Genomic DNA, 11,618 nt, shown 5'->3' with positions numbered 1-11,618 from the left:
GCGCTGGTCTCGCGCGGCGTCGGCTACGTCCCGCAGACCAACAACGTCTTCCCCAGCCTCACCATCGAGGAGAACCTGGAGATGGGCGCCTTCCAGGTGCCGGGGAAGTTCAAGGAGCGCTTCGAGTTCGTGGCGGAGCTGTTCCCCGCGCTGAAGGAGCGGCGCAAGCAGCGCGCCGGGTCGCTGTCCGGCGGTGAGCGGCAGATGGTGGCGATGGCCAGGGCGCTCATGACCGAGCCGTCGGTGCTGCTGCTCGACGAGCCGTCGGCGGGCCTGTCGCCCAAGCTGCAGGACCTGGTCTTCATCCAGGCCCAGCAGATCAACAAGGCCGGCGTCACCGTCGTCATGGTGGAGCAGAACGCCCGCCGCTGCCTGCAGATCTGCCACCGCGGCTACGTCCTGGACCAGGGCCGCAACGCCTACACGGGCACCGGCCGCGAGCTGGCCAACGACCCGAAGGTGATCGAGCTCTACCTCGGCACCCTCGCCAAGGCCTAGAACGCGGCTCAATCGCGACGGCCGCGGGGCTCCCCTGGAGCCCCGCGGCCGTCTTTTAATGGGCGCTGTGAAACGTCTAGCGACAGTCGCGCTCATGCTCCCCCTGCTCGTCATGGGCTGCCAGGACGACGCCTCCTCCGCGCCCCGCTACAGCACCGGAGGCGACCCCACCGACAGCCCGTGCGCCCGGGTGGTCTCCGCCATCGGCTACGCCGACCTCCTGCTGAAGCCGCGGGGCCAGGAGGACCGGCAGTACTTCGAGGACGCCGTGGTCGGCCGCCTGGCCGAGGCCCGCGGCATCACCCTGCAGTTCGGCGACCGGCTGCCCGCCTCGCTCAAGGACGCCGTCAGCACGGTCGAGTCCACGACGGCGGGGCTGGCCAGGAACGACGTGCCGCACGAGCGGCAGGTGGCGCTGCTCAAGCAGTACCGGGCGGCGGCCGACAGGATCGTCGCGGGCTGCGGGTGACGAGAAAGGGCCCGGCCGTGGCGGCCGGGCCCTTCGTCCCTCTCAGCGCTGCGGGTCAGCCGGCGATGTTGCCGGTGCGGTACTCGAGCGCCTTGGTGCCGTACTTGTTGTCGGCGCCGTACTGGTAGATGCCGATCGTGGCGACGGCCGGGTCACCGGCGTCGTTGAACTCGACCGGGCCGCTGACGCCGTCGTAGTCGATGTCCTTGCCGGCCTTCAGCAGGTCGGCGCACTCCTTGAAGCTCTTGCACTTCTCGCCGCCCTTGCTGACCTCGCCGAGCTTGGCGGCGATGTCGGTGCCCGCGTCGCTCTTGGCGGCCTCGGCGGCCAGCGCGATCAGGTTGGCCGCGTCGTAGGACTCGGGGGCGTAGCTGAAGTCCTCAAGGTCCTTGTTGACCTCGAGCAGCTTCTTCTGGAACTCCTCGGGGGCCGCCGCGCCGGGGATGGTGCCCTTGACGCCGTCCAGGGTGCCCTTGGGCATCTTCACGTAGTTCGTGTTGGACGTGTTGCCGTCCACCATGTACCACTTGTGCTTGCTCGCCGGGAGGCCCTGCTTGACCAGCTCGTTGATGACCTTGGAGGTCTCCTCGAAGCCGATCAGGACGATGCCCTTGGGGTTCTTGGCCTTGATCTTGGCCACGTCGGCCGAGAAGTCGGCGGCCTTCGGGTCGTAGTCCACGCGCTCGACCACTTCGGCGCCGCCGTCGGTGACGGTCTTCTGGACCTGGTCGGCCAGGCCGGTGCCGTAGGAGTCCTGCATGGCGAGGATGCCGACCGTGTCGTTGCCGTCGGCGACGATGAGGTCGCCGAGCACGCGGCCCTGGAGCTTGTCCGGCGGCGCGGTGCGGAAGTACAGGCCCTTGTCGTTCATCGTGGTGAACGCGTCGGAGGTGTTGGCGGGCGAGAAGTGCACCACGCCCGCGCCCGTGATCTTGTCGATCACCGACTCCGACACCGAGGACGAGGCGGCGCCGATGATGGCGTCGGCCTTCTGCGCGAGCAGCTTGTCCACCGACTGGGAGGCGATGTTGGTCGTCGTGTCGCCGGAGTCCGTGTCGATCTTGGCGACCGGCTTGCCGAGCACGCCGCCGGCCTCGTTGATCTCCTTGACGGCCAGGTCGACACCGGCGAACTCGGGCGGGCCGAGGAAGGCGAGCGAACCGGTCTGGGGCAGCAGCGTGCCGAGGGTGAGGGTGCCGTCGCCCTTGGTGGCGGGCGCGGCGGACGACGACGCCGGAGCCGCCGAGGACGGCGAGGTCTCCGTGGCGGTGTTGCCGCCGCCACCGCCGCAGGCTGTCAGGGCCAGGCTGGTGGCAGCCACGACAGCCAGCGCCCGCCCCACGGGAGCAATGCGGATCATGAAGTGTCTCCTTCATTTCCAGGCCGGGATCCGTCAGCAGGCCGAGCGTTCCCGATCGAATGCAGGAAACGTACAAAACCGCTGCATGTCCGAACCAGATGCCCTGGACAACTGTCGGCACTTGGATGCGGAGTCGTAATCACTCCTCAACTTAAGGACCTGGTCAGGCAGGTTTAGGGTGCGGCACGTGAAGCGCTTATCGCTGTCCCTCGCCACGGCGGTCCTGCTCGCCGGCTGCGCCGCCCCCGCCCCCCGGCCCTCCACCGACCCTCCCCCGGGGGTCTCGGTGTCGCTGGCGCAGTGGCGCTCGGACGAGCCGGTGCACCGGCTGCAGATCGCGGTCCGCAACGCCACGGACACGCCGGTGCACTTCGCCGACGTGCGGCTCGTCACGGCCTCGTTCAGGACGCTCCCGCCGCAGAAGGTGGACACCACGCTCGGGCGCACCGAGCGGACCGACCTGCCCACCCCGTACGGCGCCGCCAACTGCCTGCCGCGCGGGCTGCCGCAGGTGCGGCCGGCGACGGTCGTGGCACACCTCAGCACCGGCGGCGGGCCGCCGCGCGAGGTCGTCTTCCGGGTGCCGCACCCGGACCCGCTGCTGGCCCGGCTGCTGCGCGACGAGTGCTCGGAGTACCTGGTCAAGCAGGCGGCCGACATCGCCTTCGGCCCGGAGTGGACGGAGTCGGACGGGGCCATGCGGGGCGAGCTGGTGCTGACGCGGCGCGGCCAGGGCAGGGTGACGCTGACCGACGTCGGCGGCACGACGCACTACAACGTGACGCCCGGGCACCGGCCGCTGGGGACGCTGGAGCCGGGCGCGCAGCGGCTGGAGGTGCGCGTGGCGCTCACCCCCGGCCGCTGCGACCCGCACGCCTTCGCCGAGGCCAAGAAGGCGTTCCTGTTCCCCGTGCGGGCCTCGCTGGACGGGGGCGAGGCGCGGGTGGTGATCGTGGTGCCGCCCAGGCCGCTGCAGGAACGCCTCATCTGGTGGGCGGAGAAGGTCTGCGGCCTGGGCGGCTGAGAGGCGGCGGGTCAGCCGGCGATGTTGCCGGTGCGGTACTCGACGGCCTTGCCCGGGTACTTGTTGTCGTCGCCGTACTGGTAGACGCCGATGGTGGCCACGGCCGGGTCACCGTTGTCGTCGAACTCGACGGGGCCGCTGACGCCGTCGTAGTCGACGTCCTTGCCCGCCTTCAGCAGGTCGGCGCACTCCTTGAAGCTCTTGCACTTCTCGCCGCCCTTGCTGACCTCGGCCAGCTTGCCGGCGATGGACCTGCCGCTGTCGTCCTTGGCCGCCTCGGCGGCCAGGGCGATGAGGACGGCGGCGTCGTACGACTCGGCGGCGTAGGTGTAGTCCTCCAGGTCCTTGTTGACCTTGAGGAGCTTGGCCCGGAACGCGTCGGGGGCCTCGGCGCCGGGGATAGTGCCCTTGACGCCCTTGAGGGTGCCCTTGGGCATCTTGAGGTAGTTGGTGTTCGACATGTTGCCGTCCACCATGTACCACTTCACCTTGTCGGCCGTCAGGCCCTGCTTGACGAGCTCGTTGATGACCTTGGCGCCCTCCTCGAAGCCGATGAGCACGATGGCCTTCGGGTTCTTGGCCTTGATCTTGGCCACGTCGGCGGAGAACTCGGCCGCCTTCGGGTCGTAGTCCACCCGCTCCACGACGGTGGCGCCGCCCTCCTCGGCGGTCTTGGTGATCTGGTCGGCGAGGCCCGAGCCGTAGGAGTCCTGCATCGCGAGGATGCCCACGGTGTCGTTACCGTCGCTGACGACCAGGTCGCCGAGCACGCGGCCCTGGAGCTTGTCCGGGGGCGCGGTGCGGAAGTACAGGCCGTTGTCGTTGATCGTGGTGAACTTGTCGGAGGTGTTGGCCGGCGAGAACTGCACGACCCCGGCCCCGGTCACCTTGTCGATGATCGACTCCGACACCGAGGACGAGGCCGCGCCGATGATCGCGTCCGCCTTCTGGCCCAGCAGCTTGTCCACCGACTGCGAGGCGATGTTCGTGGTCGTGTCGCCGGAGTCGGTGTGGATCGCGGTCACCGGCTTGCCGAGCACGCCCCCGGCCTCGTTGATCTCCTTGACGGCCTGGTCCACGCCGGCGAACTCGGGCGGGCCGAGGAAGGCGAGCGAGCCGGTCTGCGGCAGCACCGTCCCGATCGTCAGCGTGCCGTCGCCCTGCGCGGCCGCCGGCGCGGAGGACGCCGGCGCCGGCGCCGTGCCCGTGCTCGTCTGCTGCGCGGCGGTGTCGCCGCCGCCCCCACCACAGGCCGTCAGGGCCAGGCTCGCCGCGGCCGCGACGGCCAGGACGCGTCCCGCTGGAGCTATGCGGATCATGAAAAGAGACTCCCCTGTCTTCGACGGCGGAACGATCTCCGCCCTCGCGTTTGCCGAGCTCAGCATGCCTGCATTGGGAGGGTTAGTCACTTTTCACACGGCTTATATGCAGATTTGTGATGTCTGAAACGTGAGCGTAACGCTCACCCGGCGATGTTGCCGGTGCGGTACTCGACCGCCTTGCCGGCGTCGAAGGTGTTGTCGCCCCGGTACTGGTAGACGCCGATCGTGGCCGTGGACGGGTCGCCTGCCTCGTTGAAGTCGACCGGGCCGCTGACGCCGTCGAAGTCGATGTCCTTGCCCGCCTTGAGCAGCGCGGCGCAGCCCTTGAAGTCGGCGCACTTCTGGCCGCCCTTGCTGACCTCGACGAGCTTGCCCGCGACGGCCGCCCCCGCGTCGCTGCCCGCCGCCTCGGCGGCCAGCGCGAGCAGGGTCATCGCGTCGTAGGACTCGGCCGCGTAGGTGAACTCGTGCAGGTCGGGGTGGATCTGCAGCAGCCGCTTCTGGAACGCCTCCGGCGCCGCCGCTCCCGGCAGCGTGCCCTTGACGCCCTGGAGCGTGCCCTTGGGCATCCTGAGGTAGTTGGTGTTGGACATGTTGCCGTCCACCAGGTACCAGTGGTGCCGGTCCGCCGTCAGCCCCTGCTTGACGAGCTCGCGCAGCACCTTCGCCGACTCCTCGAAGCCGATGATCACGATCGCCTGCGGGTTCTTCGCCTTGATCTTCGCCACGTCGGCGGAGAACTCGGCCGCCTTCGGGTCGTAGTCCACCCGCTCCACGACGGTCGCGCCGCCCTCCTCGGCGGTCCTGGTCACCTGGTCGGCCAGGCCGGTGCCGTAGGAGTCCTGCATGGCGAGGACGCCGACCGTCTCGTTGCCGTCGGACACGAGCAGGTCGCCGAGCACCCGGCCCTGGAGCTTGTCCGGGGGCGCGGTCCTGAAGTACAGGCCCTTGTCGTCGATGGTGGTGAACTTGTCGGAGGTGTTGGCGGGCGAGAACTGCACGACGCCCGCGCCGGTGATCTTGTCGATGATCGACTCCGACACCGACGACGAGGCCGCGCCCACGATGGCGTCCACCTTCTGCGCGAGCAGCTTGTCCACCCCCTGGGAGGCGATGTTCGTGGTCGTGTCGCCGGAGTCGACGTCGGCCCGCGCCACCGGCTTGCCGAGCACGCCGCCCGCCTCGCGGATCTCCTTGAGCGCCAGGTCCACGCCCGCGTACATGGGCGGCCCGAGGTAGGCCAGCGAGCCGGTCTGCGGCAGGACCGTGCCGATGGACAGCGTGCCGTCGCCGCGCGGGCCCGCGGGCGAGGCGGTCCCGGAGGCTCCGGTGGTGGCCCCGGTGGTGGTGCCGCCGCCGGCGGAGCACGCGGCCAGCGCCAGGCAGGCCGCGACGGCGAGCGCGGGCACGTGACGGATCGGGTTCATCGCAGGCGTCTCCGTTCGCTGATGAGCGGATCTTGTGTCCGCCCATCAGTTACGCGCCGCGACGCCCGCGGCGAAAGCCGCCGAGTCCGGTTGGATGCGCAGTCGTGACCGCGTCACGACCCGAAGCGCCCAATCGGCTGATATAAGGCTTTGTCAGGATTGCTTGGCCGCGTCGTCGATAACGATCTGGGCAACCTCGCGCATGCTCAGCCGCCGGTCCATGGACGCCTTCTGGATCCACCGGAACGCCTGCGGCTCCGTCCAGCCGTGCTGCGCCATGAGCTGCCCCTTGGCCCGCTCGACGAGCTTGCGCGTCTCCAGGCGCTCGGACAGGCTGGAGACCTCGGCCGCCAGCGCCACCATCTCCTCGTGCCTGCTGACCGCCATCTCGATGGCCGGCACCAGGTCGGCCTTGGTGAACGGCTTGACCAGGTAGGCCATCGCCCCCGCGTCGCGCGCCCGCTCCACCAGGTCGCGCTGGGAGAAGGCGGTCAGGATCAGGCACGGCGCGATACGCTCGGAGACGATGCGCTCGGCCGCGGAGATGCCGTCGAGCACCGGCATCTTGACGTCGAGGATGACGAGGTCGGGCTTCAGCTCGGCGGCCAGCCGGATCGCCTGCTCGCCGTCGCCGGCCTCGCCCACGACGACGTAGCCGTCCTCCTGGAGCATCTCCTTGAGGTCGAGGCGGATCAGGGCCTCGTCTTCCGCGATCACTACTCGCCGCTGCGTACTCACGAGCAGAAGAGTACCGACGTCCGGTAGATTAGATCCACGCTGGCACCCTGCTGCTGATCAACTTTCCGCGGTAGGATGTACCTTCTATCCGGACAAGTCCGGATATATCGGCCGGAATGATGGAATGGCAGACATGGACGCCTCAAAAGCGTCTGCTCGAAAGGGCGTGCGGGTTCGAATCCCGCTTCCGGCACCGCACCCTTCCGGCATCGCATCCCCATCACCAGGGCATGGGCCCTGACTCCGCGTAGAAGCCGCCCGTGGGGCCGTCCGGCGGCAGCGTCGCCATCCGCACCACGATCTCGGCGCCCTCGGCCGCGGTGCGCGTGACGGGGAAGGGCAGGTCCTTGGTGAGGTCCGTGGCGCACGGGCCGGGCGCGACCGCGTTGACGAGCACGCCGCTGCCGCGCAGCTCCTTGGCGTACTGCACGGTGAGCTGGTTGAGCGCGGTCTTCGACACCGGGTACGTCGCCGACGGCGCGAGCGCCGCCATGTAGTGCCCGGGGTCGGTGTGGTGGGCCAGGGAGCCCACGCCGCTGGAGACGTTCACGATGCGGGGCGCGGGCGAGCGCCTGAGCAGCGGCAGCATGGCGTTGGTCACCATGAGGACGCCCACGACGTTGGTCTCCAGCACCTCGCGCAGCGCCCGCGCCGGGGTCCGGCTCGGCTCCAGCCCGATCGGGCCGGCGACGCCCGCGTTGTTGACCAGCACGTCCAGGCGGGTCAGCGCGGCCGCCACCCGCTCGATCGAGCCGGGGTCGGTGACGTCCAGCACCACGCAGCGCACGTCACCGCCCGCCGCCCGCAGCTTCTCCGCCGCCCGCTCGCCGCGCTCCCGGTCCCGCGAGCCGAGCAGCACGGTCATGCCCAGCTCGGCCAGGCGCGCCGCGACCTCGTACCCGATGCCCTTGTTCGCCCCGGTCACCAGGGCGGTCGTGTTGTCCGTCATGACTCAAGCGAAGCACCAGCCGGGGCCGCGTGGCCAACACCGGCTGGGTCGCGGGCAATACCCTGAGGGTATGGAGACGCGCGAGCTGTCCTACTTCCTGGCGGTGGCTGAGGAGCTGCACTTCGGGCGCGCGGCCAGGCGGCTCGGCATGGCGCAGCCGCCGCTGTCGCGAGCGGTGCAGAAGCTGGAGCGGCGGCTCGGGGTGCGGCTGTTCGACCGGTCGGGGCGCGGGGTGCGGCTGACGCCCGCGGGCGAGGTGCTGGCCGTCGAGGCCGCCAGGATCCTGGACGCGGTCGCGGCCGCGCGGGCGCGCACCCAGCGGGCGGGACGGGCCGAACGCCGCCTGGTGGTGGCGCTGAAGCCGGGCGGGGACGGCGGCCTGCTGCCCGCCGTCCTGGACGCCTACCGGGCCCTGCCCGGGGCCGTGGAGGTGGAGCTGGTGCTGTGCGGGGTGGCCGAGCGGGCGCGGCTGCTCCGCGACGGCACGGCCGACGTGGCGTTCCTGCACGTCCCGTACGAGGACCTGACCGGGTTCGACAGCGAGCCGCTGCTGACCGAGGGCAGCGTGGCGATCATGGCGGCCGGGCACCCGCTGGCCGGGCGCGCGGCGGTGCGGCGGGCGGAGCTGGAGGCCGGGCCGGTGCCCTGCTGGCCCGGGCAGCACGGGGAGATCACCGACCCGGCGACGCTGATGCAGCTCGTCGCGCTGGGGCGGCTGGTCGTGGTGGGCCCCGAGTCGGTCGGCCCGCACCTGCGGCGGGACCTCGCCTGCGTGCCGGTGCTGGACGGCGCGCCGACCACGGTGGTGCTGGCCTGGCCCGAGCAGGCCCGCTCCCGGGATCTGGCCGCCTTCGTCCGCACGGCGGCGACGGTCGCGGCGACCGTGGCGGCGACTGGCACGGCGACTGGCACGGCGACTGGCACGGCGACTGGCACGGCGACTGGCACGGCGGCCGCAACGGCGGCCGCAACGGCGGCCGAGGCCGGGCCCGGTGGGGTGGCCGGGGCGGTTCGCGGCGGGTCGCGGCGGGAATAGCCGTTGCACGATCGGTCGTCACGGGGGGGTGGGCGGGATGTCGTTGAGCGTGCCGGCGCGGGAGGCGTTCCTGGCGGAGGCGCACATCGCGAGCCTGGCCGTCGAGGCGGGCGAGGGCCGGGCGCCGCTGACCGTGCCCGTCTGGTACGACTACGTCCCCGGCGGCGACGTGCGCTTCCTGACCGACGGCGAGTCGGTCAAGGCCAGGCTCATCGCCAAGGCGGGCCGCTTCTCGATCCTGGTGCAGCGCGGCAGCCCCACCTACCGCTACGTCTCCGTGGAGGGCCCGCTCGTCCGCTCCAGCCCGTCCACGCTGGAGGACCTGACCCGCATCTCCGCCCGCTACCTGCCGCCCGACGCCGTGGCGGGCTACGTCCAGGGCTCCGACCTGCACGCGCTGGTGACGTTCCGGATGCGTCCCGAGCGCTGGCTGTCGGCCGACCTGGGGGCGCTCGCCTGAGCCGGTCACGCCCGGCCGCCCGCCCAACCGGTATTTTTGGGCGCGTGACTGCTATCGATCCCACCTCGACCGGCGCTTACGGCGTCGGCCTCGCGACCATCGCCGACGACGGCACCGTCCTCGACACCTGGTTCCCCTCCCCCGCGCTGGGCGAGGCGCCACACCCGGGCACCGAGCGGCTGTCCGGCGACGAGGCCGGCGAGCTGGCCGCGCTGACGGGCCCCGACCCGGCGCGCGGCGTGGAGGTGGTCGCGGTGCGCACCGGCATCGCCAAGCTCTCCGAGGCCCCGGTGGACGCCCACGACGTCTACCTGCGCCTGCACCTGCTGTCCAGCCGGCTGATCCGGCCGCACGGAGCCAACCTGGACGGCGTCTTCGGCCTGCTGGCCAACGTGGTGTGGACCAACTACGGCCCCTGCCCGGTGCCCGGCTTCGAGCAGACCCGGCTGCGGCTGCGCGCCCGCGGCCCGGTCACCGTGTACGGGGTCGACAAGTTCCCCCGCATGGTCGACTACGTGCTCCCCGCGGGGGTGCGCGTCGCCGACGCCGACCGGGTCCGTCTCGGCGCGCACCTGGCCGCCGGCACCACGGTCATGCACGAGGGCTTCGTCAACTACAACGCCGGCACCCTCGGCTCCTCCATGGTGGAGGGCCGGATCTCGGCCGGCGTGGTCGTCGGCGACGGCTCCGACGTGGGCGGCGGCGCCTCGATCATGGGCACGCTGTCGGGCGGCGGCAAGCACGTCATCTCCGTCGGCGAGCGCTGCCTGCTGGGCGCGAACGCCGGCATCGGCATCTCGCTCGGCGACGACTGCGTGGTGGAGGCCGGCCTGTACGTGACGGCGGGCACCAAGGTCACCCTGCCGGACGGCACGGTGGTCAAGGCGGCCGAGCTGTCCGGCAGCGACGGCGTCCTGCTGCGCCGCAACTCCCGGTCGGGGGCCGTCGAGGCGGTCCCGCGCACGGGCACCGGCATCGAGCTCAACGCCGCCCTGCACGCCAACTGAGCCCCGCCGCGGTCCGGCCCCGCCCTGGAGGCCGGGCCGCGCCCGGGTCAGCCCGCGGGCCTGTCGTGCAGCCGGTCGGCGGCCCAGGACAGCAGGTCGGGCAGCGCGGCGGCCTCGATCCCGAGATGGTCGGCGCCGCCGTAGAAGCGGAACGTCACCGCCGAGCCGGCCTGCGCGAGCAGCCCCGCCGTGGTCTGCGCCGCCGGCGGGAAGACCAGCGTGTCAGCGGTGCCCTGGGCGATGTAGAGCGGCCGGGCCTGACGGGTGATCGGGATCTCCGCGTCCTTGATCAGCAGGTCGGTGAACGTCTCCCGCTCGGCGGCGTCGATGGCGAAGAAGTCGCCGTTGACGTGGCCGGACAGCCGCTGGATCAGGTCGCCGACGCACAGGCTCTTCTGCACCTCGGGGAACAGCCGCGCGCCCGCCGGGGTGAGCAGGGCGGCCGGGTCGATCGCGCCCGGGTGCGCGGCGCGCATCATCTCCAGCAGCAGGAACACGAACGGGCTCGCGGGCTTGGCCGGGTCGAAGTCGAACGGCTCGGCGGCCGCGATGAGGGTGCGCCACTGCGAAGGCGGGGCCAGCGCGACGGAGCCGCGGTAGTCCAGCTCGGGCGCGTACGACGCCTGCAGCGCGCCGGTGAACAGGGCCGCCTGCCCGCCCTGGGAGTGCCCGACGGCCAGCCAGGTCCGCGACAGCGACCCCTTCGGGTCGGCGGCGCGGGCCGCCCGCACGGCGTCCACCACCCCGTACGCCTCCGACGCGCCCCGCAGGTACGGGTGCGGCGACGGCGTGCCGAGACCTTCGTAGTCGGTGGCGGCGACCGCGTACCCGGCCCGCAGCCACGCCCCGAGGAAGTCCACGTCGCGCTGCGGCCGGCCGGCGACGCTCGGCGCGCAGGGGTCGGCGACGCCCACGGTGGCGTGCGCCCAGCCGATGACCGGCCAGCCGCCGGCGGGCGGCGTGCCCTGCGGCACGAACACGGCCCCGCTCACCACGACCGGCGCGGGCGCGGCCGGGTCGGCGGGGGTGGAGACGTAGGTGATGCGGTAGGCCGCGCCGGTGCCGGGCAGCCACAGGTCGAGCGGCAGCGGCTGGGACGACACGAGCGTGCCCGGCACGGGCTCCGCCGCCCGCGCGGCGGCCCCGGCGGGCGAGGTGGCCCCGGCGGCCCCGGCCGTCGCCAGCAGCAGGGCGGCCAGGCCGCGCAGCAGGCGGCGGGCGGCGCCGGAAATGGTGGGAGTCATGGGAGGGATCCGTTCCGGTGGGAGTCCAGCGACATCCCAGGGACGTTCCATCCCGTTCCGCGGCCGCTGCCGGCGGCGTCAGAC

Annotated in this window: 12 protein-coding genes and 1 tRNA gene; 7 read left to right on the top strand and 6 right to left on the bottom strand. The window is 72.0% G+C overall.

Translation table 11 applies throughout. From position 1 onward, the window contains the following. On the top strand, positions 1-498 hold a 498-nt coding region (locus MF672_RS45085), incomplete at its 5' end, for an ABC transporter ATP-binding protein (protein ID WP_247815759.1). 94 nt (positions 499-592) lie between these two features. After that, positions 593-967 (top strand): hypothetical protein, encoded by a 375-nt coding sequence (locus tag MF672_RS45080; RefSeq protein ID WP_242380853.1) that lies wholly within the window; start codon positions 593-595, stop codon positions 965-967. A 55-nt stretch (positions 968-1,022) separates the two neighbouring features. Here MF672_RS45080 and MF672_RS45075 read toward each other — a convergent pair whose 3' ends face one another. Further along, positions 1,023-2,327, bottom strand: a complete 1,305-nt coding sequence (locus tag MF672_RS45075) for an ABC transporter substrate-binding protein (RefSeq protein WP_247815758.1) — start codon at positions 2,325-2,327, stop codon at positions 1,023-1,025. A gap of 187 nt (positions 2,328-2,514) precedes the next feature. On the opposite strand from MF672_RS45075, the gene MF672_RS45070 reads away from it, so the two are divergent. Further along, on the top strand, positions 2,515-3,351 hold the full coding sequence (locus MF672_RS45070; RefSeq protein ID WP_242380851.1) for a putative periplasmic lipoprotein: 837 nt from the start codon (positions 2,515-2,517) through the stop codon (positions 3,349-3,351). A gap of 11 nt (positions 3,352-3,362) precedes the next feature. On the opposite strand, the gene MF672_RS45065 is transcribed toward MF672_RS45070, so the two are convergent. The 3 genes from MF672_RS45065 to MF672_RS45055 form a co-directional block, all read right to left on the bottom strand. Beyond that, positions 3,363-4,670: an ABC transporter substrate-binding protein gene (locus tag MF672_RS45065; RefSeq protein WP_242380850.1), complete on the bottom strand. Its 1,308-nt coding sequence runs from the start codon at positions 4,668-4,670 to the stop codon at positions 3,363-3,365. Positions 4,671-4,813: 143 nt separating this feature from the next. Beyond that, a complete protein-coding gene (locus MF672_RS45060) occupies positions 4,814-6,100 on the bottom strand; it encodes an ABC transporter substrate-binding protein (protein ID WP_242380849.1) in 1,287 nt (428 codons plus the stop codon). Positions 6,101-6,253: 153 nt separating this feature from the next. Then, the gene (locus MF672_RS45055; protein WP_242380848.1) at positions 6,254-6,838 is read right to left on the bottom strand and encodes an ANTAR domain-containing response regulator; all 585 of its coding nucleotides are present in this window, start codon (positions 6,836-6,838) and stop codon (positions 6,254-6,256) included. Between the two features lie 110 nt (positions 6,839-6,948). Between MF672_RS45055 and MF672_RS45050 the strand changes: the two genes are divergently transcribed. Further along, positions 6,949-7,031 (top strand) — tRNA-Leu (locus tag MF672_RS45050). Positions 7,032-7,058: 27 nt separating this feature from the next. Here MF672_RS45050 and MF672_RS45045 read toward each other — a convergent pair. Continuing rightward, the gene (locus tag MF672_RS45045; RefSeq protein ID WP_242380847.1) at positions 7,059-7,787 is read right to left on the bottom strand and encodes an SDR family oxidoreductase; all 729 of its coding nucleotides are present in this window, start codon (positions 7,785-7,787) and stop codon (positions 7,059-7,061) included. A gap of 70 nt (positions 7,788-7,857) precedes the next feature. On the opposite strand from MF672_RS45045, the gene MF672_RS45035 reads away from it, so the two are divergent. The 3 genes from MF672_RS45035 to dapD are packed head-to-tail and all read left to right on the top strand — an operon-like array spanning position 7,858 to position 10,290. Next, complete coding sequence (locus tag MF672_RS45035) at positions 7,858-8,823, top strand: LysR family transcriptional regulator (protein WP_302893384.1); 966 nt, start codon at positions 7,858-7,860, stop codon at positions 8,821-8,823. 37 nt (positions 8,824-8,860) lie between these two features. After that, the gene (locus MF672_RS45030) at positions 8,861-9,283 is read left to right on the top strand and encodes a pyridoxamine 5'-phosphate oxidase family protein (RefSeq protein ID WP_242380846.1); all 423 of its coding nucleotides are present in this window, start codon (positions 8,861-8,863) and stop codon (positions 9,281-9,283) included. A gap of 44 nt (positions 9,284-9,327) precedes the next feature. Then, positions 9,328-10,290 carry a 2,3,4,5-tetrahydropyridine-2,6-dicarboxylate N-succinyltransferase gene (gene dapD / locus MF672_RS45025; protein ID WP_242380845.1) on the top strand — a complete coding sequence of 321 codons (963 nt, stop codon included), beginning with the start codon at positions 9,328-9,330 and terminating at the stop codon, positions 10,288-10,290. 47 nt (positions 10,291-10,337) lie between these two features. On the opposite strand, the gene MF672_RS45020 is transcribed toward dapD, so the two are convergent. After that, positions 10,338-11,534, bottom strand: a complete 1,197-nt coding sequence (locus MF672_RS45020) for a lipase family protein (RefSeq protein ID WP_247815757.1) — start codon at positions 11,532-11,534, stop codon at positions 10,338-10,340. Between the last annotated feature and the right edge of the window lie 84 nt (positions 11,535-11,618).

It is taken from the genome of Actinomadura luzonensis (assembly GCF_022664455.2).
GTDB lineage: Bacteria > Actinomycetota > Actinomycetes > Streptosporangiales > Streptosporangiaceae > Nonomuraea > Nonomuraea luzonensis.
The sequence above is the reverse complement of the archived record's forward strand: the minus strand, read 5'-3'. Positions and strand labels throughout refer to the sequence as shown.